This is a genomic window from Streptomyces asiaticus (assembly GCF_018138715.1).
Lineage (GTDB): Bacteria > Actinomycetota > Actinomycetes > Streptomycetales > Streptomycetaceae > Streptomyces > Streptomyces asiaticus.
Map to the genome: position 1 here is coordinate 6,326,159 of NZ_JAGSHX010000006.1, position 25,007 is coordinate 6,351,165.

Consider the following 25,007-nt stretch of genomic DNA (forward strand, 5'->3'; position numbering starts at 1 on the left):
CGCCCGTCCCCCTTTGAGGCTACGCGCGTCACTAGAGTTTCCGGTGTTTATGCCGGGTGTCAGCGTAGCCCCGCGGTGCAGTCGTCGCCGTCGCCGCAGCTCACGGACTGGACAGCACCGATTCCCACCCGCGCGAAGTTGTCCAGGCTGGTCGTGCCCGGTTCGAAGTATCCGGCGTGTCCATCCGCCCCGTCCGCGGCCAGCACCCGGGCGCCGAAGCCGGGGGAGACCGGGTCCGCGCCGTGGCCGAGCCCGCCGAACTCCAGATGCGGAATGTCCTCGATCCAGTCGCCCGAGTCGCGCATCGCCCACACCCGGGCGCCGGTGCCCAGATCGGAGACATGACTGGCGCGCATCCCGGGGCTGCCGGCCACCGCGATATCGGTGACCTTGGGCGGCAGATCGCGGGCGGCGACCCCGCACACCACCGAGCCGTAGCTGTGGCACATCAGCGAGACCCGGGAGAGCGCGGGCAGCGCGTTGACCAGCGCGCGCAGCCGCACCGCGCCCTGGGCGGCCAGCTTGCCGGTGGCCGCGTCCATGCCGATCCCGGCCGGGGTGGTGTAGTCGGCCCAGGCGATGACGGCGGTCTTGGTGTCCGGGGCGTCGGCCCGCTCGTTGTCGTAGAGCGCGCGGGCCATTCCGACCGTGGCGGTGTACGGGCGCCCGGTCTTCTGGAACGTCAGGATGTCGGTGTCCACGCCCGGCACCACGATGGAGACCCGGTTGGCGTGGGCGAGGTCGCCGAAGACCTCGGCGGCCCGCCCGGCGCCCGAGGGGTCGAAGGAGAGGATCTGCCGCCCGGCGCTCAGCAGGTCCTCGTAGCGGTGCATCCGGCGTGTCGCGTCCGAGCGGCCCATCGGGGTGAGCCGCGGGTCGTGGATCCGCTTGCGCTCCTCCGCGCGCGCCTTGAACAGGGCGACGCGGTTGGCGCGGTAGCGCAGGGCCACCGGCGCGCCGTTGAGATTGCCCACGGCGAGCGGATAGCGCCGCACCACCCGGTCCGTCTGGACCTTGGTGAGCGAGTCGAACCAGCGGCCGAGGGTGCGTGGCGAGCCGTACGGATCGGGCAGGGCGCGGCCGCCGAGCGTTCCGTGGCGCCAGGCGTCCATTGACGCGGAGAGCGCGTCCGGGGCTCCTCTGTGGCTCCGTACGGCCGTCCACCCGGTGGTGGCGAGGAGGACGAAGACCACCGCCAGCGCGAGCAGGGCGCGCCAGGCGGTGGAACCGGGAGAGGGGGAGCCGAGCTCCGAAAAGGAAGTCACCGCGGGACACCCTAGGAGAAGCGCGGCGCCGCGTGCCAAATCCCGTGATTCATATCACGTTTGAAAGCGGGAATGCTTGGGAGCTATGCCGGAATTGATGCTATTTATCCCATTTCTCGGCGAGGGTGGGACCCACGTAATCAAGATGGAAGGCGGTGAGGTCTCGCAATGTGACGACGCTGTCCTCCTCCCCCTCCGTCCACAGCTTCCCGGCCACTCGGATCACCCCGCCGAACATCGCGACCACCAGCCGCGGCCGCGGATCGGCGTCGATGTCCAGCCCCTCGCGGCGGGCGATCTCGCGCGCCAGCCGCTCCTCCATCTCCGCGGTGCGGCGCAGATGGACCGCGAGCAGGCTCGGCGTGGACTCGATCACCCGGTACATCCGCATATGGAGCTCGGGTGGCACCAGTTGCTCGATGGCCTCCCCGATGGTCCCCCAGGCGTCGAGGATCGCGCCGCGCAGCGCGGCCAGCGGCGCCTCGCCCGCGGGACGCCCGCACAGGGCGGCGAAGAAGTGGCACTCGGCCGACTCCTGGCTCGCGAAGGCGACCTCCTCCTTGTTGGCGAAGTACCGGAAGAAGGTGCGCTGGGAGACCTCGACCGCCTCGGCGATCTCGTCGACCGTCGTCCGCTCGTATCCCTGACAGGTGAACAACTCCAGCGCGGAGCGCACCAGGGCGCTTCGCGTCCGCCGCTTCTTGCGCTCGCGCAGCCCGGCCGGTGGTGGCGTCGTCGTGCCCGCCACTGACTCGTCCGTTGTCACCTATCGGCTCGCTTTCTACCGGTGTGGGGCCGTGTCGCGGCTGCTCAGGATACCTGTGACAAAAACGTCAGTTACCGGCGGATGAATCGGTTTGTCAATTGTCAGACGCTGACATTAGCCTCCGGTCATGACCTCTTCGACCACCGTCGCCGAACCGGCGCCGGAACCTCCCATAGCCGTTCCCCCGAAGGGGCTTCGGGGTCATCCATGGCTGACGCTTCTCACCGTCGCCCTCGGCGTGACGATGGTCGCCCTCGACGGCACGATCGTCGCCATCGCCAACCCGGCCATCCAGAAGGACCTCGGCGCCTCGCTCGCCGATGTGCAGTGGATCACCAATGGCTATCTGCTGGCCCTCGCCGTCGCGCTGATCACGGCGGGCAAGCTCGGTGACCGCTTCGGCCACCGGCAGACCTTCCTCATCGGCGTCGTCGGCTTCGCCATCTCCTCGGCCGCCATCGGCTTCTCCGGCGAGGTGTCGCTCGTCGTGGCGTTCCGGGTGCTACAGGGCCTGTGCGGCGCGCTGCTGATGCCCGCGGCGCTCGGGCTGCTGCGCGCCACCTTCCCCGCCGAGAAGCTCAACATGGCCATCGGCATCTGGGGCGCGGTGATCGGCGCCTCCACCGCCGCCGGGCCCATCGTCGGCGGGCTCCTTGTCGAGCACGTCAACTGGCAGTCGGTCTTCTTCATCAACGCGCCCGTCGGCGTGCTCGCCGTGGTCCTCGGTCTGCTGCTCCTGGTGGACCACCGCGCCGAGAAGGCCCCGCGGTCCTTCGACATCCCCGGCATCGTGCTGCTGTCCGGTGCGATGTTCTGCCTCATCTGGGCACTCATCAACGCCGCCGACTGGCACTGGACCGACCAGCGCACGCTGCTCTTCCTGGGCCTGGCGGCGGTCTGCTTCGCCGTCTTCGTCTTCTGGGAGAACCGGACGGCGGAGCCGCTGCTGCCGCTCAGCATGTTCCGCTCGGTGCCGCTGAGCGCGGGCACCGTGCTGATGCTGCTGATGGCCTTCGGCTTCATGGGCGGGCTGTTCTTCGTCACCTTCTACCTCCAGAACGTGCACGGGATGAGCCCCGTCGACAGCGGGCTGCACCTGCTGCCGCTCACCGCGATGATGATCGTCGCCTCGCCGCTGGCCGGTGCGCTGATCACCAAGTTCGGACCGCGGACGCCGCTGGTCGGCGCCATGGCGATCACCGCCGTCGCGATGTTCGGCCTCTCCCAACTGGACGCGGACAGCGGCGGCCTCGAGATGGCCGTGTGGTTCGCCCTGCTCGGCCTCGGCCTCGGGCCGGTCATGGTCGGCGCCACCGAGGTCATCGTCGGCAACGCCCCGATCCAGCACGCCGGTGTGGCCGGCGGCCTCCAGCAGGCCGCGATGCAGGTCGGCGGCAGTCTCGGCACGGCCGTCCTGGGCGCGGTCATGGCGGGCCGGGTGGACAGCGCGCTGCCGGAGAAGTGGGCGGACGCCGGGCTGCCGCCGATGCCCGAGGGCGCGGAGTCCAAGGCGTCGGACGCCGTCGAGGTCGGTATCGCCCCCGTTCCCAAGGGCACTCCGCCGGAGGTCGCGGGCAAGATCACGGCCGTCGCGCATGACACCTTCGTGTCAGGGATGGGGCTCGCCTTCACGGTGGCCGCCATCGTCTCGGTGGTCGCGGCGCTGGTCGCGGCCTTCACCAAGCGCGGTGAGAACGCGGACGCGTCCGGGGGCGCCGTCCACATCTGACCCCTCGCGGTCAACCCCCTATCAGGGTGGACCTTGATCGACCCCATGGTGGCGAACGGGAGCCGGCGGACAGTCTGGCTCCCGTTCTGTTCTTTCCACACGGGGAGCGAAATCGTTATGCGCAAGATCATTACGGCCGCCGTCTCGGCGCTGGCCCTCACCGCCACCCTGGCCCCGGCCGCGGCGGCGGCCCGCCCCGCCGCCCCGCCACGGCTGGGGAACTGCGCCGCCGGGCAGCTGTGCCTGTGGCGGAGCGGCGGCTTCACGGGGGCGCGCCAGACCCATGAACTGGCCGACGTGGACATCGAAAGCTGCGTCCCCCTGCCGCCCGGCACCACCGCCGCGTCCCTGGCGAACCGCACGGGACGCCCGGTGACGGCCTATCAGAGCCGCGAATGCGCCGAGACGGCGGAGTTCCACACCTACCCCACCGGCACCTGGTCCCCCGAAACCCCGTACCAGGTCCGCGCCTTCAAAATCTGGGAACGCTGACCGGCGGTCCGGGCCCCGCATTGGAACCCGCCGCTTGGGTGCGGGGCCGGGATGTTCCCCAACCCGCCCCTTCCCGAACCAGGGGCACCGCCCCTGGACCCCGGACGCCCTCCGGGCATGTCTTCGAGCGTCCGTCGGACGGCAGCGGGTGGCCCCGCCGCCGTCCGTGGGGCGCCACGTTGCGGCGCGGCTCCGCCGCCATCGGGACCGGCCGAAGTGCCGGGTTCGGCGTCTGAGCCGAAGCGCCAAGCCCGACGCCCCGGGCCTGACGCCGGGGGTCCGGGGGCCCGGGGTCTGACGTCCGGGGGTCCGGCGTCCGGGGGTCTGGGGCCGACGCCACGGTTCCGGGGGTCCGGGAGCGTTCGGGGCCTGGAGGTCCGGGGATCCGGGGTCTGACGTCCGGGGGTTCGGGGGTCCGGGCGCGTATCCGGGTCCGGGGGCCTGGGGTCTGACGTCCGGGGGTTCGGGGGTCCGGGCGCGTATCCGGGTCCGGGGGCCCGGGGTCTGACGTCCGGGGTCCGGCGTCCGGGGGTCTGGGGCCGACGCCACGGTTCCGGGGGTCCGGGCGCGTTCGGGGCCTGGAGATCCGGGGATCCGGGGTTCGACGTCCGGGGTCCGGGGGTTTGGGGGTCCGGGCGCGTTCGGGGCCTGGAGGTCCGGGAGTCCGGGTCCGACGTCCGGGGGTTCGGGGGTCCGGGCGCGTATCCGGGTCCGGGGGCCCGGGGTCTGACGTCCGGGGTCCGGCGTCCGGGGGTCTGGGGCCGACGCCACGGTTCCGGGGGTCCGGGCGCGTTCGGGGCCTGGAGGTCCGGGGGCCCGGGTCTGACGTCCGGGGTCCGGGGGGTCTGGGAGCGTATCCGGGTCCGGGGGCCCGGGGGTCCGGGAGTCCGAGTCCGACGCTCGGGGACCGACGTCCGGGGGCCGGGACCGTATCCGGGCCTGGCGTTCCGGGAGTCCGGGGCCGGAGGGCCGGGGCGGAGCCCCTGGACCCCGGTGGCGGGAGGGCGGGGGCGGCGCCCCTGCCCTCAAATACCCCTGGCGCCTGGGGCGCAGCCCCAGGCGCCAGGGCATCGGGGCACACGACGACGCGGGGCGGGCTGGACACCTCCAGCCCGCCCCGCGTCACGGCTTGCGGCCGTCGTAGACGGCTACGCGTCGCCGCCTGCCGGGCCCGGGTCGGCGGCGGATACGTCCAGGAGCTGGTAGCGGTCGATCGCCTGCTTGAGGGCAGAGCGGTCGACCTTGCCGTCGCGGGCGAGCTCCGTCAGGACGCCGAGCACGATCGACTCGGCGTCGATGTGGAAGAAGCGCCGCGCCGCGCCGCGGGTGTCGGCGAAGCCGAAGCCGTCCGCGCCCAGCGACTGGTACGTGCCGGGCACCCAGCGCGCGATCTGGTCGGGAACCGCACGCATCCAGTCGGAGACGGCCACCTTCGGGCCCTCCGCGTCGGCGAGCTTGCGGGTGACGTACGGGACCCGCTGCTCCTCCTCCGGGTGGAGCAGATTGTGCTCCTCCACCTCGATGGCGTCCCGGCGCAGCTCGTTCCAGGACGTGGCCGACCAGACGTCCGCCTTGACGTTCCAGTCCTCGGCCAGGATGCGCTGGGCCTCCACGGCCCACGGCACCGCCACACCGGAGGCGAGGATCTGCGCCGGTACGGAGCCCTTCTCGCCCTGCCGGTAGCGGTAGAGGCCCTTGAGGATGCCCTCGCGGTCCACGTTCTCGGGCTCGGCCGGGTGCTGGATCGGCTCGTTGTAGACGGTGAGGTAGTAGAAGACGTCCTCACTGTTCTCGCCGTACATCCGGCGCAGACCGTCCTGGACGATATGGGCGATCTCGAAGCCGAACGCCGGGTCGTACGCGACGACCGCCGGGTTGGTCGAGGCCAGCAGCTGGGAGTGGCCGTCCGCGTGCTGGAGACCCTCACCGGTCAGGGTCGTACGACCGGCGGTCGCGCCCAGCACGAAGCCGCGCGCCAGCTGGTCGGCCATCTGCCAGAACTGGTCACCGGTGCGCTGGAACCCGAACATCGAGTAGAAGACGTAGACCGGGATCAGCGGTTCGCCGTGCGTGGCGTACGCGGAGCCCGCCGCGATCAGCGAGGCCGTACAGCCCGCCTCGGAGATGCCGTCGTGCAGCATCTGCCCGGTCGGCGACTCCTTGTAGGCCAGCAGCAGCTCACGGTCGACCGACTCGTACATCTGGCCCAGCGGCGAGTAGATCTTCGCCGAGGGGAAGAGCGAGTCCATACCGAAGGTGCGGTACTCGTCGGGCGCGATCGGCACGAACCGCTTGCCGATCTCCTTGTCCCGCATCAGGTCCTTCAGCAGCCGCACGAACGCCATGGTGGTGGCGATCTGCTGCTGACCGGTCCCCTTCTTCAGCGTGGCGTAGGTCTTGTCGCCCGGCAGCTGAAGCGGCTTCGCGCGCACGACACGGGTCGGCGCGTAGCCGCCCAGCGCCTTGCGGCGGTCGTGCATGTACTGGATCTCCTCCGAGTCCCGGCCCGGGTGGTAGTACGGCGGGAGGCCGGACTCCAGCTCCTTGTCCGGGATCGGCAGGTGCAGCCGGTCGCGGAAGCGCTTGAGGTCGTCGACCGTCAGCTTCTTCATCTGGTGGGTCGCGTTGCGGCCCTCGAAGTTCGGGCCGAGGGTCCAGCCCTTGACGGTCTGCGCGAGGATCACCGTCGGCTGGCCCTTGTGGGCCTTTGCCGCCGAGTACGCCGCGTAGATCTTCTTGTGGTCGTGACCGCCGCGGCCCAGGTGCAGGATCTGGTCGTCGGTCATGCCCTCGACCATTTTGCGCAGCCGCTGGTCGTCACCGAAGAAGTGGTCGCGGATATAGGCGCCGGTCTCGGTCGCGTACGTCTGGAACTGACCGTCCGGCGTCGTGTTCAGCCGGTTGACCAGGATGCCGTCGCGGTCCTGCGCCAGCAGCGGGTCCCAGGTGCGGTCCCAGACCAGCTTGATCACGTTCCAGCCGGCGCCGCGGAACTGCGACTCCAGCTCCTGGATGATCTTGCCGTTGCCACGCACCGGGCCGTCGAGCCGCTGGAGGTTGCAGTTGACCACGAAGGTCAGGTTGTCCAGGCCCTCACGGGCGGCCAGGGAGAGCTGGCCGAGCGACTCCGGCTCGTCCATCTCGCCGTCGCCCAGGAACGCCCAGACGTGGGAGTTGGAGGTGTCGGCGATGCCGCGTGCCTCCATATAGCGGTTCATCCGCGCCTGGAAGATCGCGCCGAGCGGACCCAGGCCCATGGAGACCGTCGGGAACTCCCAGAAGTCCGGCATCGACCGCGGGTGCGGGTAGCTGGACAGCGCGTGACCGAGCTTGGACTTCTCCTGACGGAATCCGTCCAGGTGGTCCTCGCTGAGCCGGTCGAGCAGGAAGGCGCGGGCGTAGATGCCGGGCGAGGCGTGGCCCTGGAAGAAGATCTGGTCGCCGCTGTCGTGGTCCTTGCCGCGGAAGAAGTGGTTGAAGCCCACGTCGTACAGCGAGGCGGACGAGGCGAAGGTGGCGATGTGGCCACCGACCCCGATGCCCGGGCGCTGCGCCCGGGAGACCATCACCGCCGCGTTCCAGCGGGTCGCGTTGAGGACCTTGCGCTCGATCTCCTCGTTGCCGGGGAAGAACGGCTCGTCCTTGGTGGCGATGGTGTTGACGTAGTCCGTGCTGCGCATCTCGGGCACGGCGACGCGCTTCGCGCGGGCGCGCTCGATCAGGCGAAGCATCAGGTAGCGGGCACGTTCCCGGCCTCGCTCATCGACGGCTGCGTCGAGCGAGTCGAGCCATTCCTGGGTCTCTTCGGGATCGAAGTCCGGGACCTGGCTGGGAAGGCCGCCAATGATGATCGGGTTGCGATCGGATCCGGAAGCCACGCTATTCCTTCGCTTTTCGGTCGTGCGATGCACGGACATGGATTCGTGCTCTGCTGCTGTCGCGCCGCTCTCCATCGTGTACCGCGGGTACGGGATACGTCACCTCTACCGAGTGGTAACCATCACCAGGCGAGCCGGGGCGCTCCGGCGGCCGTCTCGCGTGCGACGGCCGAATCGCAACCTTACGCCCACGACCGGGGTCGTCTGCGTACGACCGTTCGGCACGGGAGCGGCGTAGGGTAGCTAGACACACACGTAAGCCGGACATCCTCGGGCAATCCGGGCGACCGCGCGCCGTTGCGTGTCGTTCCTCCATGATGGGAGTTGCGGCGACACGTCAACGTTTGGGCGGGATCGCTGGCCGGGTACTTGCGCGATCCGCCCGGCCCGTGTGGACTACGCCCAAGCCCTCGCGTACGCGCGCGGGACGCACAGACTCGAAGAGTGAATGAAAGATGACAGGAGGCAATCCGTGAGCGCGACCGCGGACCACGCGGAGGAGCGGACCAACCCTGCCGCGAGGCTGGGTTTTCAGCCCGAACAGGTGGTCCAGGAGATCGGCTACGACGACGATGTCGACCAGGAGCTCCGCGAGGCCATCGAGGAGATCACCGGCCAGGAGCTCGTCGACGAGGAGTACGACGATGTGGCCGACGCCGTTGTGCTGTGGTTCCGGGAGGACGACGGCGATCTGACGGACGCGCTGGTGGACGCCATCCAGATGATCGACGACGGCGCACCGGTCTGGCTGCTGACGCCCAAGACCGGCCGTGACGGCTATGTCGAGCCGAGCGACATCAATGAGGCGGCGACCACCGCCGGCCTGTCCCAGACCAAGAGCTTCAACGCGGGCAAGGACTGGACGGGCAGCCGCCTGGTCACGCCCAAAGCCGCGCGCAGCGGCAAGCGCTGAGGCCGGCGAATCCACACCCCAGAGCCCCCCTCCGTTCCCTTACGGAGGGGGGCTCTGAGCGTAGGCTGGGCCGCGCGGTACATGATCAATTCAAACCTTGATCAATTCAAAGTTCGATCATGTCGAACATGATCTTCCGAATGTGAACGAAGGGATGGCTCCCATGGCGATAGAGGTCGGCGCGAAGGCCCCTGACTTCCAGCTGAAGAACCAGCACGGCGAGTCGGTCAGGCTCTCCGACTTCCGGGGCGAGAAGAGCGTCGTGCTCCTCTTCTACCCGTTCGCCTTCACCGGCGTGTGCACCGGCGAGCTGTGCGCGCTCCGCGACGAGCTGCCGAAGTTCGTCAACGACGACGTCCAGCTGCTGGCGGTCTCCAATGACTCGCCCTTCAGCCTGCGCGTCTTCGCCGAGCAGGAGGGCCTGGAGTACCCCCTGCTGTCGGACTTCTGGCCGCACGGCGAGACCAGCCGCGCCTACGGCGTCTTCGACGAGGACAAGGGCTGTGCCGTGCGCGGCACCTTCGTGATCGACAAGGAGGGCGTGGTGCGCTGGACGGTCGTCAACGGCCTGCCCGACGCCCGGGACCTCAACGACTACGTCAAGGCCCTGGAAGCCCTGTAGCCAGGCCCGGCGAAACGCTGTGGCCAAGGCCCGGCGAAACGCTGTGGCCAAGGCCCGGCGAAACCCTATGGCCAAGGCCCGGCGAAACCCTGTGGCGGCCGGGAACCGCTCACTAGGATCGACGCGTTGATCCTGATGGGAAACCTTTGATGAAGGGGCACGCAGTGCTCCTGACGAACCTTTTTTGGGAGGACTCGTGGGAGTCAGCCTCAGCAAGGGCGGCAACGTCTCGCTGACCAAGGAAGCCCCGAACCTGACCGCGGTCGTCGTGGGTCTCGGCTGGGACGCCCGTACCACCACGGGCACGGACTTCGACCTCGACGCCAGCGCCCTGCTGACCAACGCCGAGGGCAAGGTCGGCAACGACCAGAACTTCGTCTTCTTCAACAACCTCAAGAGCCCCGACGGCTCCGTGGAGCACACCGGTGACAACCTCACCGGTGAGGGCGAGGGCGACGACGAGCAGATCAAGGTGAACCTGGCGGGTGTCCCCGCCGATGTCGCCAAGATCGTCTTCCCGGTGTCGATCTACGACGCCGAGACCCGTCAGCAGAGCTTCGGCCAGGTGCGCAACGCCTTCATCCGCGTCGTGAACCAGGCCGACGGCAATGAGCTCGCCCGCTACGACCTCTCCGAGGACGCCTCGACCGAGACCGCCATGGTCTTCGGCGAGCTGTACCGGAACGGCGCGGAGTGGAAGTTCCGCGCCATCGGCCAGGGGTACGCCTCGGGTCTGCGCGGTATCGCGCAGGACTTCGGCGTCAACGTCTGAGCGACGTCCGAGCGCCGTCGAAGGCCGCCGAGGCCGTCGACAGGGCAGTGTCATTCCGGCGCCGCACCCCCCGCGCCCCAGAGGCAGGGGTGCGGCGCCGGACGCGTATCACCCACGCAACACCCGGGGAGGAAACAGCATCATGGGCGTCACACTCGCCAAGGGGGGCAATGTCTCCCTCTCCAAAGCCGCTCCGAACCTCACACAGGTACTCATCGGCCTGGGCTGGGACGCGCGCTCCACCACCGGAGCGCCGTTCGACCTCGACGCCAGCGCCCTGCTGTGCCAGTCGGGGCGGGTGCTCGGCGATGAGTACTTCATCTTCTACAACAACCTCAAGAGCCCCGAGGGCTCCGTCGAGCACACCGGCGACAACCTCACCGGCGAGGGCGAGGGTGACGACGAGTCCCTGCTGATCGATCTGGGCAAGGTCCCGGCTGAGGTCGACAAGATCGTCTTCCCGGTCTCCATCCATGAGGCCGAGGCCAGGCGTCAGACGTTCGGGCAGGTCAGCAACGCCTTCATTCGGGTGGTGAACCAGGCGGACGGCCAGGAGCTGGCCCGCTACGACCTCTCGGAGGACGCCTCGGGCGAGACCGCGATGATCTTCGGGGAGGTCTATCGCTACGGCGGCGAATGGAAGTTCAGGGCCGTGGGGCAGGGGTACGCGTCGGGTCTGCGCGGCATCGCTCTAGACTTCGGAGTCAACGTTTCGTAAAGCCGCGTAAAGCGCGCGGGGGAGACCTTACGACGAAGGATTGGGTAGGCAGTGCTCCTCAAAACCTTTGGTTGGTCGTTCGCCATCACGGCGATCGGTCTGGCCCTGGCCGGCGTCCTCTGGGGGTGGCAGGGGCTCGCCATCGTCGGGATCCTCTCGATCCTGGAGATCTCGCTGTCATTCGACAACGCGGTCATCAACGCGGGCATTCTGCGCAAGATGAACGCCTTCTGGCAGAAGATCTTCCTGACCGTCGGCATCCTGATCGCCGTCTTCGGCATGCGGCTGGTCTTCCCGGTGATCATCGTCGCCGTCACGGCCAAGATGAGCCCCATCGAGGCCGTCGATCTGGCGATCAACGACAAGAACCAGTACGAACACCTGGTCACGGCGGCGCACCCGGCGATCGCGGCCTTCGGTGGGATCTTCCTGCTGATGATCTTCCTCGACTTCATCTTCGAGGAGCGGGACATCAGGTGGCTGGGGTGGCTGGAGAAGCCGCTCGCCAAGCTGGGCAAGCTGGACACGTTCTCGATCGTGGTCGCCCTGATCGGGCTGCTGATCGCCGCCACCACCGTGGCCACCGACGTGGCCCACGGCGGCGGTGACAAGAGCGCCACCGTCCTGCTGTCCGGCGTCGCCGGTCTGCTCACCTATCTGATCGTCGGCGGCATCTCCGGCTACTTCGAGGACAAGCTCGAAGAGGAGGAGGACGAAGACGAGGACGACGAGGCCGGTGCGGCCGAGGGCGACGAGGGCGCGAAGGCGGCCACGAACGCCCAGCTCAACGGCAGCGGCGGCCGTGGCTCCAGCGGCGCCTCCGTGGTCGGCCTGGCCGGCAAGGCCGCGTTCTTCCTCTTCCTCTACCTCGAGGTCATCGACGCGTCCTTCTCCTTCGACGGGGTCATCGGCGCCTTCGCGATCACCAACGACATCTTCGAGATGGCGCTGGGTCTGGGCATCGGCGCCATGTACATCCGGTCGCTGACCGTCTTCCTGGTCCGCAGGGGCACCCTGGACGACTACGTCTACCTGGAGCACGGCGCGCACTACGCGATCGGCGCGCTCGCCGTGATCCTGCTGGTCACGATCAAGTACGAGATCAACGAGGTCATCACCGGCCTGGTGGGCGTGGTGCTGATCGCCGCCTCGTACTGGTCCTCGGTCCGGCGCAACCGTAAGGAGGCGGCCGCCGGGGAGGATGCGGAGGCCAAGACGGAAGTCACCTCCGGAGTCTGACCGCCGGGAGTGTGACACGGCGGCGTTTGAGGAACGCTCTGAGCGGGGCGGCCGAGGTCTTCCGACCTCCCGGCCGCCCCGTGGCGGTTGAGCGGTTGGACGGGCGGCTTGTGGGGCTGTTTCCCGGGCAGCCTTCTGCCAGCGGCGAGGCAGCGAGCGACGAAGGGTGGGGGTGCGCACCATGGCGTTCTGGAACAACTGGGGACGGTCCGCATGGCGTCAGTTCGACAGCGGTGACGCGTCCGGTGTGGTCGAGCTGACCAGGCGGAACGCGTCGATCTCGCTGACCAAGCAGGGGGCCGCCACCGGCAATCTGCGCATCAACCTCTCCTGGCAGATGCGCACCTCGGACTTCAACAGCAGGGCGCGGCGCGGCTCGCTGCGCCATCCGCTTCAGATGTTCAAGCCCGAGCCGGTGCAGGCCCAGGGACCCGCGTTGGTCAATGTCGACCTCGACCTCGCGGTGATGTACGAGCTGAAGAGCGGCTCCAAGGGCGTGGTGCAGCCGCTGGGCGAGTTCTTCGGCAACCTCAACGAGCCGCCGTACATCAAGCTCAGCGGCGACGACCGGTTCGGCTCCGGGTCCGGTGAGACGGTCTACGTCAACATGGACCACAAGGACGACATCAAGCGACTGCTCGTCTTCGTCTACATCTACGACGGCACCCCCGCCTTCGACCGCACCCACGGCCTGGTCACGCTCTATCCGAGCAATGGGCCGCGGGTGGAGATCGCACTCGACGAGCGCGCCCCGCAGGCGCGCTCCTGCGCCGTCGTGCTGATCGAGAACGTCAAGGGTGAGATGGTGGTCCGCCGCGAGGTGAAGTACGTCTACGGCTTCCAGGCGGAGCTGGACCGGCTGTACGGCTGGGGCCTCCAGTGGGGCCGGGGCTACAAGTCCAAGGTGTGACCCCGGCTCGCCCTCCGGCCCCCGACCCCGGCTGTCCCTACCTGTTCTGGAACTGCGGGCCCTGCGGCGGCAGGACGAAATGGGGGTCCGGCACCTGGGCGGGGATCGGCGGCGGGGGCGGGCCCACCGGCCCCGTCGGCTGCACCTGCTGCGGATAGCCGTACGTGGCGGGCTGCGGATAGCCGTATCCCTGCTGTGGCTGTGGCTGTGGCTGTGGCTGCGGATAGCCATAGCCGGGCTGTGCCGGGGCCTGGGCGGGCGGCTGCGGATACCCCGTGCCCGGGGCCTGCGGGGGCGGGGGCGGCACCTGCGACGGCACATAGGCGTAGCCGCTGTCGCCCTGCGCGGCGGCGGGGTGCATGGGCTGGGTGCGCTGCGGATCCCAGGGGTCGGGCGACACCGGGTGCGGATAGCCGTACGCCGGGGGGTGGGCCTGGGTCGTCGCGTCGGACGGCGGCGGGGGCGGAGTGCCGGGGGCCGAAGCGGGCGCGGCGGCCGAGGGCTCAGGGGCGGGGGCCGGAGGTTCGGGAGCCGAGGGCTCGGGAGCGGCGATGGCCTCCGGCTCGGCCGTGGTGCCGTCGTCCTCCGGGCCGCCCTCGCCGTCCTCCACCGAGATCCCGTACTGCGTGGCCAGCTCGACCAGCCCCGACTCATAACCCTGCCCCAGGGCCCGGAACTTCCAGCCGTCGCCGCGCCGGTAGACCTCACCGCAGATCAGCGCGGTCTCCTTGCCGGTGTCCGGCAGCACCGCGAAGATCGCGACCGGCTCGGCGTCCGCCGGGTCCGGCGCACCGGGCGAGGCGTCGTACAGCAGCAGGCTCAGATCCCTCACCTGCCCGAAGGTGCCGCCGTCGGCGGACGCGGCGATCACCACCCGGCGGACCTCCGGCCCCAGCCCGATCAGCTCGGCCTCGATGGTGTCCGTCAGCGCGTCCTGGTTCGGCGTCTTGGGCAGATGCCGGACCAGACCCGAGGGGTGCTGCGGCTGGTTGTAGAAGACGAAGTCCTCGTCCGTGCGCACCCGGTCGTCCGGCCCCAGCAGCAGCGCCGAGGCGTCCACGTCGGGTACGTCCGTGCCGGGGGTCCAGCGCAGCACCGCGCGTATGGCCGTGGCCTCCAGCGGGATGTTCGATCCCTTCAGCATCGCCTGCGTCATGGCGGCAATCCTGCCCTCCCGGTGGGTGCGGGGACAACGCAGGGTACGCGGCGGGCGGCGGTACGGGGGTGGTACGGGGCGGCAGGGCGCGCATGCCGGACACCACGCGGACGCACATGGGTTACGTGATTTTCACGCCCTTGGGGAACTTTTGACCCATGGTCGCACGTACGATTATCGGCCAACCGTGGGTCAGCGTGACCGAGGCGGCGTACCGGCAGCGCGGGGAGTTGTATGCGGCATTTCGAACATCTGCCCGTCGAGGTGCGAGCCAACCTCTTCCACCGGGAGCCCGGTGAATTCAGCGTGGACTCGCCCGCCCGGACGCTGGCCGTCGCCCTCGGCGCCACCCTGTACTGCCCGGCGACCCGGCCCCAGCTGGCCGACGACATCGTCAAACAGGCAGGTCGTGGCGTGGTCTCCATGGTGCTGTGCCTGGAGGACTCCATCGACGACGCCGAGGTGGCGGGCGCGGAGGAGAACCTCGTACGGCAGTTCGCGGAGCTGTCCGGGCGCGGCTCGGGAATCTCGCTGCCGCTGCTCTTCATCCGGGTCCGCACCCCCGAGCAGATCGTCGATCTCGTCTCCCGGCTCGGAGCGGGCGTGCGGCTGCTGTCCGGATTCGTACTGCCGAAATTCACCGAGGAGCGTGGCCGGGCCTTCCTCGAGGCGCTGCTGTCGGCCGAAACCGCCCAGGTGGCAGAGGAGCTGGGCGGACGGCAGCTGTTCGCGATGCCGGTCCTCGAATCGCCCGAGCTGATGCACCGCGAAACGCGCACCGACACCCTCAGCGGCATCAGCCGGATTGTCGACAAGTACCGGGAGCGGGTGCTGGCGCTGCGCCTCGGAGTCACCGATCTGTGCTCGGCGTACGGGCTGCGCAGGGCGCCGGACATGACCGCCTACGACGTCCAGCTGGTCGCGTCCGTGATCGCGGACGTGGTGAACATGCTGGGCCGGGCCGATGGCACGGGCTTCACGATCACCGGGCCGGTGTGGGAGTACTTCAAACCGCATGAGCGGATGTTCAAGCCGCAGCTGCGGATCAGCCCCTTCAGCAGCGGCCGCGCCGAGTCGCTGCGCACCGCGCTGATCGAGCACCACATGGACGGGCTGCTGCGCGAGATCGAGCTGGACCGGGCCAACGGCCTCCAGGGCAAGACCTGCATCCACCCCAGCCATGTGGCCCCGGTGCACGCGCTCTCCGTGGTCAGCCACGAGGAGTTCAGCGACGCGGTGGACATCCTCGAGCCGCAGCGCTGCGGGGGCGGTGTGCTGCGCTCCTCGTACACCAACAAAATGAACGAGGTGAAGCCGCACCGGGCCTGGGCCGAGCGGACCCTGCGGCGCGCGGAGGTCTTCGGGGTGGCCCGGGAGGATGTGAGCTTCGTGGAGCTGCTGGCGGCGAGCCTGCGGACGTAGGGCGAACCGGGCCCGGCGCGGGCCGGGGACGAGGGATGAGGGACGAGGGACGAGGGACGATGGAAGCGAGGCGCAGGGCGGCGTGAGCGTGGACAACGTGTGGTCGGGACAGTGGGTCGCGGACCGGCTGGGAGTACGGCTGGCCGGGGGTGGGGCCGGGGACGGGGCCGGGGGCGGGGACGGCGATGGCTTCAGCGCCGTGGGTGGCCGGTGCCGCCAGGGGGCCGACGGCGGCCGGGACGGCGACGGTGGACCGAACGGCGACGGCGGCCGGAATGCCCACGGCGGTCGGAATGGCGACGGCGGACCTAACGGCGACGGCGGCCGGAACGCTCACGGTGGCCGGAACGCTCACGGCGGCGGGAACGCCCACGGTGGCCGGGATGGCGACGGTGGCCGGAACGGCGACGGCGGACCGAACGCCGACGGCGGCGCGGAGCTGCGTGAGCTGCTGGGGCTGGCCCTGCGGCGCAACCCCAAGCGGGCGCATCTGCTGGTCTCCAACGTGCTCGGCAAGCATGTTCCGCAGCGCCCCGCCACCGTCCACGGCGCGGGCGTACGGCTCGGCCGCCGGGTGCGCGAGCTGCTGGGCGACGAGGCGGCGGCGCGCGCGGTGGTGCTCGGGTACGCGGAGACCGCCACCGGCCTCGGCCACAGCGTGGCCGACGGGCTCGTCCTCGCCCCGTACCTCCACTCCACCCGCCGCCCGGTCCCGGGCGTCGCCACGGTAGGCGGCTTCGAGGAGGAGCACAGCCACGCCACCTCCCACCTGCTGCTCCCCGAGGACCCCGGGTTCCTGGCCTCGACGGGCCCGCTGGTCCTCGTGGACGACGAGTTCTCCACCGGCCGTACGGTCCTCAACACCATCGCCGCCCTCCATCGCCGCTTCCCCCGCGACCACTATGTGGTGGTCGCCCTGGTGGACATGCGCTCGCCGGAGGACCGCGCCCGCCTGGACGCCTTCGCGGCCGACCTCGGCGCCCGCGTCGACCTGGTCGCGGCCGCGGCCGGAGCGGTCCATCTGCCCGACGACGTCCTGGAGCGCGGCGCGGAGCTGGTGGCCGCGTACGAGGCGGCCGCCGGGGCCCGTGAGGGCGCGACCGCCCCCACGGGGCCCCCGGCGGGCCCGGAAACCACCCGCGTGGACCTCGGCTGGCCCGAAGGGGTCCCGGACGGCGGCCGCCACGGCTTCACCCCCACCCACCGCGCCTGCTTGGAAGCGGCCCTCCCCGCCATGGCAACCCGCCTCGCGGCGGCGCTGGGGAAAACACCGGACACCTCTGCCGCGCCGGGCGGTACCGCGTCGGCCGATGCCGCACCGGCCGGTACCGCGCCCGCGGGACACACCGCGCCGGACCCGGGCCACCCGGCCGCGCCAGCCGCACCGGCTGCACCGGCTGCACCGGCTGCACCGGCTGCACCGGCCGCGCCAGACGTACCAGCCGCGTCGGCCGCGCCGGACGCACCAGTCCCGCTGGCCGCACCGGACGCGCCTGCCGACGACCCGGCGGCAACCCCGCGCCGGGCCGCGCCCGCCCCGGGCAGGCCGGGCGGTGAAGCGGGCGGGCCGGGCGGTGAAGCGGGCGGGCCAGGCGGCGACGCGGGCGAGCCGGGCGGCGCCCCGGGCGGGCCAGACGGTGCCCCGGGTGGCCCCGGCGCCGGTGGCGCCCCCGCCTCGCCCCACCCCCTCCGCCGCGTCCTCGTTCTCGGGTTCGAGGAGCTGATGTACGCGCCGCTGCGGATCGCGGAGGCGCTGGACGAGGCCCTCGACGGCGTCGAGGTGCGATATTCGACGACCACCCGCTCGCCCGTGCTCGCCGTCGACGACCCCGGGTACGCCATCAGGACCCGGCTGACCTTCCCCGCGCACGACGACCCCGCCGACGGCCCCGGCCCCCGCTACGCGTACAACGTGGCGCCCGGCGCCGGCCCGGACCGCCGCTTCGACGCCGTCGTCGCCGTCGTCGACTCGGCCGCCGACACGCCCGCGCTGCACGCCCCGGACGGGCTGCTCGCCGGCTTGAGCGCGCACACGGACCGGCTGGTGCTGGCCGTGGTGCCGTCCTACCGCCCCCAGACCCCACCCACCCCCCGCACCGTCCCCGAACGACAGGCACCGCCCATGCACCAACCGTCGTACGAGCCCCTGCGCGGGCCGGACTTCTCGTCCTACGCCCCCGAGGAGGTGGGCTGGCTGCTCCAGGACTTCTCCCACGTCACCCTCGAGGCGCCCACCGAGGAGCGGGAGGAGGCGATCCAGAGCGGGGGCGCGCACTACGCCGAGTCGCTGCCCGTGGAGTACCAGCCGAACGAGCGCTACCAGGAGCTGTTCCGGGCCGCCCTCGACACCTCCGCCGCCCGGATCGCCCGCGCGGTCGGCGCGGTCACCGAGATTGTGCTCGCCGAGCGCTCCCCGCGCCCCGTCCTCGTCTCGCTCGCCCGCGCCGGCACCCCCGTCGGGGTGCTGATGCGCCGCTGGGCGCGCCACGCCCACGGGCTGGACCTCCCGCACTACGCGATCTCCATCGTGCGCGGCCGCGGCATCGACACCGCCGCGCTGCGCTGGCTGGCGGACCACCACGACCCCTCCGACGTCGTCTTCGTCGACGGCTGGACCGGTAAGGGCGCCATCACCCGCGAGCTGTCGGACGCCCTCGCCCCGTACCCGGACTTCGATCCGCGGATCGCGGTCCTCGCCGACCCGGGCCGTTGTGTGGACACCTACGGCACCCGGGACGACTTCCTCGTCCCCTCCGCGTGCCTCAACTCGACCGTCTCCGGGCTGATATCGCGCACCGTGCTCCGCGCCGACCTCGTCGGCCCGAACGACTTCCACGGCGCCAAGTACTACCGCGAACTCGCCGGCGCGGACGTCTCCGAGTACTTCCTGGACACCGTCTCGGCCCGCTTCGCCGAGGTCGCCGAGGCCGCCCTGGCCGACGCCGGGCGGCTCGCGGCCACCGACCGCACCCCCACCTGGGAGGGCTGGGCCGCGGTCGAGCGGATCAGCCAGGAGTACGGCATCCACGACGTCAACCTGGTCAAGCCGGGCGTCGGCGAGACCACCCGGGTGCTGCTGCGCCGCGTCCCGTGGAAGATCCTCGCCCAGCGCGGCGCGGGCGCGGACCTGGACCATGTGCGGCTGCTCGCCGAGCAGCGCGGAGTGCCGGTCGAGGAGGCCGACGGCCTCCCGTACACCTGCGTCGGGCTGATCCACCCGCGCTACACCCGGGGCGCCACCGGGGCCGACGGCAAGACGGTCGGCACGGCTTCCGGAGTGACGGCCGACAGGACAGCCGACAAGGCGAACACCGCGAACACGGCGGGCAAGGCCGCCGGCAGACACGAGAGAACGGTGGCGGCACGATGAGCGTTCTGGTGGCAAGCGACCTCGACCGCACCCTGATCTACTCCGCGGCCGCGCTCGGCCTCGAGATGCCGGACGCCGAGGCCCCGCGGCTGCTGTGCGTCGAGACGTACGAGGGCAAGCCGCTGTCGTACCTGACCGAGACCGCCGCCGGGCTGCTCGCCGAGCTGGTCCGCACCTCCGTCTTCGTCCCCACGACCACCCGTACCGTCGAGCAGTACCGCCGCATCCGCCTCCCCGGCCCCGCCTCGCGCTTCGCGATCTGCGCCAACGGCGGCCAGCTGCTGGTCAACGGCGAGCCCGACGCCGACTGGCACCAGCGGGTGCGCGGCGCCCTCGACGACGGATGCGCCCCCCTTGAAGAGGTGCGCGCCCACCTCAGCGCCACCGCCGGCCCCGCCTGGCTGCTCAAGGAGCGGGTGGCCGAGGAGCTGTTCGCCTATCTCGTGGTGAGGCGGGAGCTGCTGCCCGAGGGGTACGTCAAGGAGCTCACCCAGTGGGCCGACCCGCGCGGCTGGACGGTCTCCCTCCAGGGCCGCAAGATCTACGCCGTGCCCAAGCCGCTCACCAAGAGCGCGGCCGTAGCCGAGATCAAGAGCCGCACCGGAGCCGACGAGGTGCTCGCCGCGGGCGATTCGCTGCTCGACACCGATCTGCTGCTCGCGGCCGACCGCGCCTGGCGCCCCGGCCACGGCGAACTGGCCGACATCGGCTGGTCGGCACCCCAGCTGACCGTGGTCGAGGAGAAGGGCGTCGCGGCGGGCGAGGCCATCGTCCGCGCCCTGGGCGAGCGCTCCTCCGTCACCTGGGCGCGTGCCCGCAGCCAGATCATCCGCGCCGTCTCCCGCGGCCGGGACTGACCAGCCGGCCCGATACCGGCCGGAATCGAGATCATGCCGCGGAAGATCGGCACCATGCGGCCGAAGCAGACCGCCTTGGCGCCGTGACGCCCGGACAAGCGTTCGGTCCGGCCGATATCGGCGGGCCCTGACCAGCGGCAGCCACTCCGCGATCGCGACGATCGTGCGCCGTCTGGAAAGCTGAAGCTGAACGGAATGCAGAATGCAACGGACGGGACGGGACGGGACCGGGCCGGACGGGACCGGACCGGACCGGAACCGGTCGGGGAGCCGAAGAGCCGAGGAGCCGAAAGGGAGGCCGCGATGGCCGAGAGCAAGAGCACACCGATCACGGCCGAGCTGTACGACTACGTCCTGCGGCACAACCCGCCGCTCGACCCGGTCCTGCGCGAGCTCGTCGAGGTCACCCACCGCAACCTCCCCGGCCACGCCGGGATGCAGTCCGCCGAGGAGCAGGCCCCGCTGCTGGCCTTCCTGGTCCGGCTGATCGGCGCCCGCCACATCGTGGAGGTCGGCACCTTCACCGGCTTCTCCGCGCTGGCCATGGCCCAGGCGCTGCCCGCCGACGGCCGGCTGATCGCCTGCGATGTGTCGGAGGAGTGGACGGCGTACGGGCGGAAGGCGTGGGCCAAGGCGGGCGCCGAGGACCGTATCGACCTGCGGATCGCGCCCGCGCTGGACACGCTGCGCGCGATGCCCGCCGAGCCCCATATCGATCTCGCCTACCTCGACGCGGACAAGCAGAACTACATCCCGTACTGGGAGGAGCTGGTCCCGCGGATGAACCCGGGCGGTCTGATCGTCGCGGACAACGTCTTCTACCACGGGCAGGTCATGGAGGCGGCGCCGTCGCCCGGGGGCGCCGCGATCCAGGCGTTCAACGACCATGTGGCGGCGGACGCCCGGATGGAGGCGGTCATGCTCACCGTCGCCGACGGTCTGACGCTCGCGCGCCGGGTCAGCTGAGCCGCCGGTCGCGTATCCGCCGCCGGACCCGGGCCCAGCGCCCTGGGGGCTTGGGCTGACCGGCGGGCGTGGCCCGCTCGCCGCCCCCGGGCTGATCCAGCTTGCCCCACTTGCCGGGCGGCTGACCGGACCGTTCAAGCGGCCCACCACCCGGTCCACCCGGTTCAGGTCCACCCGGGGCGCCCGGTCCACCCGGGGCGCCCGAGACCTCGGGCGTGAGCGGGGCGCCGGGCGGGACGGCCGTAGCGCCCCGTTCGGCCGCGCGCTCCCGCGCCGCGACCAGCTCACGCGCGTGGGCGGCCTCGCGCTCGGCCTGCTCGGGGTGGCGGGTCACCCAGTACGGATTGTCGTGCGGTAGCCCGCCGCTGACCCGTCCGTACATCCCGAACCACATCAGCAGCAGCCCCACCACAAAGCTGAACAGCACGTTCTGCATCCGGAACGCCAGGAAGTTGTACGGGGTCTCCAGCAGCGCCAGATTGACGAACCCGCTCAGCAGGAAGAGCAGTCCGAGCACCATGTTGAGCGACGAGGCGAAGTTGCCGCCGATGAGCATGCCGAAGAACAGCAGCAGCCCGATGACGATGGAGAGCACGCTCAGCGTGCCGTTGGTGTTGAGCCCGGCGACCGTGTTGCTGCCGGTGTCGAAGAAGCCGACCCGGTGGATCAGGCCCAGGACGCCGAAGGCCACGAGCACCAGCCCCATGAGCCCGGCGCCGACGCGATAGACCTTGCTGAGCCGGTGATCGACGGGCAGATGCTCATCGAGCGTGGTGTGCGCGCCGATCCGCTCGGGGAAGTGCCGTGCGACTCCGGCGGGATGGGGACCGATGGGGGAGGGGCGGCCCGTAGCCATCTCCGGCCTCCTTGCTGCTGGCGCCGGACCTCGGCCGCGCGCTGTCCGCGGTCGGGGCCGTACCCGTGGACCGCCACGTCACCGGCGCGCGGCGGCGTACACGACGTGCACGCGCACAACCGGGGGCGCGGCACGGGTACGCATCTCCAGGATCCGCCCCGGTCCCCCAGGGCTCAACCGCAGCAGCCGCCCCCGCAGCAGCCGCCCCCGCCACCGCCGGACGGGGGCCGGGCCGGGGAAGCGGAGGACGACGAGGACGCGGTACCGGTGACGGCCACGGTGGACAGCAGCTTCACCGTGTCGTCGTGCCCATCCGGGCAGGACGCGGGAGCGGAGGACTCGGCCATGGGCCGGTTCAGCTCGAAGGTGGTGCCGCAGGCGCGGCAGCGGTACTCATAGCGAGGCATGGCAGGAGCATAACCACCCAACCGCAGGTCAGCCCCCCGAATGACCCCTGACCCCTGACCCCTGCGAATGACCCCAGAACCCCTGAACCCCTGAACCCATGAACTCTGGGCGGCCTCAATGCCCCCCGCCCCGCTCGTCCCGGATCTCCTGGACGACCCGGCCGACGGTCTGCCGTACGGCCTCGGTCTCGGAGAGGAAGTGCCACCAGTCCGGATGCCGCCCCTCAAGACCCGCGATGGCCCGGTCGAGGCGCTCCACGGCGTCGTCCAGCGGGCGCGCGTGGCGCGGATCGGGGGTGCTGCGCCCGGCCATGGCCAGCCGCTGCGCGTCGCGGATCGCGAACCGGGTGCGCTCGATCTCCTTCTGCTGGTCGTACGACACCTCGTCCAGCCGCCGCAGCCGGTCCCCGGCCGCCGAGACGGCCTCGTCCGTACTGTTCAGCAGCGCCCGTACGGTGGCCAGCAGCGCGGTGGCATCCGGCCAGCGCTGCTCCTCGCGCGCCGCCTGCGCCTCCTTGAGCTTCTCCTCGGCCTGCGCCACATCCCGCGCCGCCTGCGCGGGTACGGGCTGGAGATCCTGCCAGCAGGCCGCGCTGTACCGGCGGCGCAGCTCGCTGAGGACGGGCTCGACCCCGGCGGCCCGGGTGGTGATCGCCTGGGCGCGGGTGCGCAGCGACACCAGCCGCTTGTCGATCTCCGCGGCCCGCTCCGGCAGCCGCTCGGCCTCCCCGCGCACCGCCTCGGCCCTGCGCAGCACATCGTCGGCGCGCCGCAGGGTCTCCTGCACACCGTGCTGCCCGGCCCCCTGGTTGAGCTTGGTCAACTCGGGTGACAGCGCCGCCAGCCGGGCCGCCAGATCATCCGCCCGCAGCCCCGACGCACGCACCGCGTCCAGCGCGTTACTCGCCGCGAGCAGCGCCTGCCGCGCCCGCTCCACCGCCGGCGCCAACCGCGCCAGCCGGGTCTCGGCCTGCTCGAGCAGCGCCCCCAACCCCTGCCCGAACCGGTCCAGATCCGCCTTCGTCCGCTCCAGCGCGTCCTTCGCCCTGGTCAGCTCGGCACGGGCCCGGGAGGCCGCCGCCGCGTCCAGATCGTCCCGGTCCAGATCATGGGCGTCCACCGCCGTGATGTAGTCCTGGCTGACCTGGTCGATCCGCCCCTCCAGCGCCGAGAAGTCGGCCGCCGTCCGGCGCGCGGCGGGCGAATCGTCCACGGCGGTGATCGTCTCGATGGAGATCCGCAGATCCCGCTGTGCGGTGTCCAGCTCATAGAACGCCGCCGCCGCGGCATCCTTCGCCGCCTGCGCCTCCGCCCGCTGACTCTCCCCCCGCCCCCCGAACCACCGCCGCCCCCCGCCCCCACCGGCGAACGACAACGACCCCACCGCGACCAGCAACGGCACGGGCAGCAACATCAGCCCGAGCACGGAGGGACCGCGCGACGGACGCGACGGACGCGACCGACGCACCCGGACGAGCCGGGCAAAAGCGATGACCGGGGCAACACGGTCGGCCGGACGACGCGGACGGCGCGCTGGACGCGCAGACTCTGCAGATGACGCCGCCACTTCCCGCTCCCGATGGATCGCCCGGTCCGAATGTCATTCTCCCACCCGACACTGACGAGCACAGCGCTCGGTTCGGTTCGCGATCTGCGGACTTCTCCGCCCCGAGCCCACCCCCTCCGTGGCCCCTTCCCCACAATTGCGGCACCACCCCGGAAACCCTGTAGGCTGACAGCCCCCCTGGGGCGCATAGCTCAGCGGTAGAGCGCTGCCCTTACAAGGCAGATGTCGGCGGTTCGAACCCGTCTGCGCCCACCCTCTGGACCAGCCCAGCGCGGATCCCGCTCCGGCGGCCCGCGCTGTTCGCCGTAGCCATGGCATTAACCATGAATAGGTTCCGCAGCCATCCCCGTCATTCGGGCGGCGGCATTGCGACGGGAAGCTGTTCGCTGTGCAGCCACGTAAAGGTGCGGTCCGGTTCGAGGCGGGCCTCTCCCCAGTGGATGGCATGGATGCCGTCTTCTGGATCGGCTGTGAAGAAGACGCACACCAGCTTCGTGGAGGCCCCTAGCTCCTCGAATGTCTCCTCCAGTTGGCGGTACTCCTCTGTGGTCAGGTCGTCGTCGAGCTCGAACAGCCCGTCCTGTGGTTCCGGCCCGTGGGCGCGGAACAGCCGACGCCGCGTGGGTGACGCGTTGGAGGGAAGCCGGGCCTGGTCAAGTGGCCTTGGCCTGTCTGCGTACTTGTAAGGGAAGACGGCGTGGTCGTTGATCACCGCGTATTCGAACCCCCGGATCTCCCGGACAGATTCGCCAAGTTCGCGGGCAGTGTCGGCCAGGTTCACGCGTACGCATTCGGCAAGGGTGGAACCGTACGGGCCTCGCTTTTTCAGCCCTGCCGTCAGGTGCACAGCGTGAGCCCGCGCGTGAGCTCGCGCCAGCTGCACCGGAACCGCCCAGGCGAGCTTGCTCGCCTGCCGACCGAACCGTTCGATAGCCCAAGCCGATGGCTTGGCGCGACGCTCACCCTGCTCAGACATGCGCAGCCCCCCTTGCCGTGTCAGCCCACCCACTAACTGTGTGACACGTAGATGGACGGTCCACAAGGGCGCGTGCGGCTACGACCTTCTCGCCGGAACGGCCGTCTTGCCGTCGAAGCCACCGCC

Annotated in this window: 19 protein-coding genes, 1 tRNA gene and 1 pseudogene; 13 read left to right on the forward strand and 8 right to left on the reverse strand. The window is 71.0% G+C overall.

All coding sequences use genetic code 11. The features are described from left to right. Window positions 1–59: 59 nt before the first annotated feature. Window positions 60–1,265, reverse strand: a complete 1,206-nt coding sequence (locus KHP12_RS34670) for an alpha/beta hydrolase (RefSeq protein WP_086884189.1) — start codon at window positions 1,263–1,265, stop codon at window positions 60–62. A 100-nt stretch (window positions 1,266–1,365) separates the two neighbouring features. Then, window positions 1,366–2,031 (reverse strand): TetR family transcriptional regulator, encoded by a 666-nt coding sequence (locus KHP12_RS34675; RefSeq protein WP_086884188.1) that lies wholly within the window; start codon window positions 2,029–2,031, stop codon window positions 1,366–1,368. A gap of 127 nt (window positions 2,032–2,158) precedes the next feature. Here KHP12_RS34675 and KHP12_RS34680 point away from each other — a divergent pair, with 127 nt between their 5' ends. Next, window positions 2,159–3,760, forward strand: coding sequence for an MFS transporter (locus tag KHP12_RS34680; protein ID WP_086884187.1), 1,602 nt, complete (start codon window positions 2,159–2,161; stop codon window positions 3,758–3,760). Window positions 3,761–3,877: 117 nt separating this feature from the next. After that, window positions 3,878–4,252, forward strand: a complete 375-nt coding sequence (locus KHP12_RS34685) for a peptidase inhibitor family I36 protein (protein ID WP_037959533.1) — start codon at window positions 3,878–3,880, stop codon at window positions 4,250–4,252. Window positions 4,253–5,400: 1,148 nt separating this feature from the next. Here KHP12_RS34685 and aceE read toward each other — a convergent pair. After that, window positions 5,401–8,130, reverse strand: a complete 2,730-nt coding sequence (gene aceE, locus KHP12_RS34690) for a pyruvate dehydrogenase (acetyl-transferring), homodimeric type (RefSeq protein WP_210609231.1) — start codon at window positions 8,128–8,130, stop codon at window positions 5,401–5,403. A 472-nt stretch (window positions 8,131–8,602) separates the two neighbouring features. Here aceE and KHP12_RS34695 point away from each other — a divergent pair, with 472 nt between their 5' ends. The 6 genes from KHP12_RS34695 to KHP12_RS34720 all read left to right on the forward strand — a co-directional run bounded on the left by KHP12_RS34695 (window position 8,603) and on the right by KHP12_RS34720 (window position 13,304). After that, window positions 8,603–9,043: a DUF3052 domain-containing protein gene (locus KHP12_RS34695; RefSeq protein ID WP_009718270.1), complete on the forward strand. Its 441-nt coding sequence runs from the start codon at window positions 8,603–8,605 to the stop codon at window positions 9,041–9,043. 163 nt (window positions 9,044–9,206) lie between these two features. Next, the gene (locus KHP12_RS34700; RefSeq protein WP_037962226.1) at window positions 9,207–9,665 is read left to right on the forward strand and encodes a peroxiredoxin; all 459 of its coding nucleotides are present in this window, start codon (window positions 9,207–9,209) and stop codon (window positions 9,663–9,665) included. Between the two features lie 196 nt (window positions 9,666–9,861). Beyond that, a complete protein-coding gene (locus KHP12_RS34705) occupies window positions 9,862–10,437 on the forward strand; it encodes a TerD family protein (RefSeq protein WP_037962225.1) in 576 nt (191 codons plus the stop codon). A gap of 142 nt (window positions 10,438–10,579) precedes the next feature. Further along, window positions 10,580–11,155 (forward strand): TerD family protein, encoded by a 576-nt coding sequence (locus tag KHP12_RS34710; protein ID WP_037962224.1) that lies wholly within the window; start codon window positions 10,580–10,582, stop codon window positions 11,153–11,155. 51 nt (window positions 11,156–11,206) lie between these two features. Then, window positions 11,207–12,394, forward strand: a complete 1,188-nt coding sequence (locus KHP12_RS34715; protein WP_211834044.1) for a DUF475 domain-containing protein — start codon at window positions 11,207–11,209, stop codon at window positions 12,392–12,394. A 181-nt stretch (window positions 12,395–12,575) separates the two neighbouring features. Next, window positions 12,576–13,304: a TerD family protein gene (locus KHP12_RS34720; RefSeq protein WP_037962235.1), complete on the forward strand. Its 729-nt coding sequence runs from the start codon at window positions 12,576–12,578 to the stop codon at window positions 13,302–13,304. A gap of 37 nt (window positions 13,305–13,341) precedes the next feature. Here KHP12_RS34720 and KHP12_RS34725 read toward each other — a convergent pair whose 3' ends face one another. Next, complete coding sequence (locus KHP12_RS34725) at window positions 13,342–14,460, reverse strand: TerD family protein (RefSeq protein ID WP_211834045.1); 1,119 nt, start codon at window positions 14,458–14,460, stop codon at window positions 13,342–13,344. Between the two features lie 234 nt (window positions 14,461–14,694). On the opposite strand from KHP12_RS34725, the gene KHP12_RS34730 reads away from it, so the two are divergent. The 4 genes and pseudogenes from KHP12_RS34730 to KHP12_RS34745 all read left to right on the forward strand — a co-directional run bounded on the left by KHP12_RS34730 (window position 14,695) and on the right by KHP12_RS34745 (window position 21,075). Continuing rightward, window positions 14,695–15,882, forward strand: a complete 1,188-nt coding sequence (locus KHP12_RS34730) for an HpcH/HpaI aldolase/citrate lyase family protein (protein WP_210609229.1) — start codon at window positions 14,695–14,697, stop codon at window positions 15,880–15,882. Between the two features lie 439 nt (window positions 15,883–16,321). Continuing rightward, window positions 16,322–19,144 (forward strand): annotated as a pseudogene (locus KHP12_RS34735) (phosphoribosyltransferase); the annotation flags it as partial. Between the two features lie 104 nt (window positions 19,145–19,248). After that, window positions 19,249–20,109: an HAD family hydrolase gene (locus KHP12_RS34740; RefSeq protein ID WP_086886190.1), complete on the forward strand. Its 861-nt coding sequence runs from the start codon at window positions 19,249–19,251 to the stop codon at window positions 20,107–20,109. 303 nt (window positions 20,110–20,412) lie between these two features. Then, window positions 20,413–21,075, forward strand: a complete 663-nt coding sequence (locus KHP12_RS34745) for an O-methyltransferase (protein ID WP_211834046.1) — start codon at window positions 20,413–20,415, stop codon at window positions 21,073–21,075. Here the strand turns inward: KHP12_RS34745 and KHP12_RS34750 are convergent. The 3 genes from KHP12_RS34750 to KHP12_RS34760 form a co-directional block, all read right to left on the reverse strand. After that, entirely contained in the window at window positions 21,068–21,931 is an 864-nt protein-coding gene (locus KHP12_RS34750) for a DUF4383 domain-containing protein (RefSeq protein WP_086886192.1), read from the reverse strand. The genes KHP12_RS34745 and KHP12_RS34750 overlap by 8 nt on opposite strands. A gap of 173 nt (window positions 21,932–22,104) precedes the next feature. Further along, a complete protein-coding gene (locus KHP12_RS34755; protein ID WP_138915872.1) occupies window positions 22,105–22,338 on the reverse strand; it encodes an FmdB family zinc ribbon protein in 234 nt (77 codons plus the stop codon). Between the two features lie 115 nt (window positions 22,339–22,453). Further along, window positions 22,454–23,752 (reverse strand): coiled-coil domain-containing protein, encoded by a 1,299-nt coding sequence (locus KHP12_RS34760; RefSeq protein ID WP_211834047.1) that lies wholly within the window; start codon window positions 23,750–23,752, stop codon window positions 22,454–22,456. Between the two features lie 333 nt (window positions 23,753–24,085). Between KHP12_RS34760 and KHP12_RS34765 the strand changes: the two genes are divergently transcribed. Next, a tRNA-Val gene (locus KHP12_RS34765) sits at window positions 24,086–24,157 on the forward strand. Window positions 24,158–24,254: 97 nt separating this feature from the next. Here KHP12_RS34765 and KHP12_RS34770 read toward each other — a convergent pair. Further along, entirely contained in the window at window positions 24,255–24,881 is a 627-nt protein-coding gene (locus KHP12_RS34770) for a hypothetical protein (protein WP_086881335.1), read from the reverse strand. Window positions 24,882–25,007 lie beyond the last annotated feature (126 nt).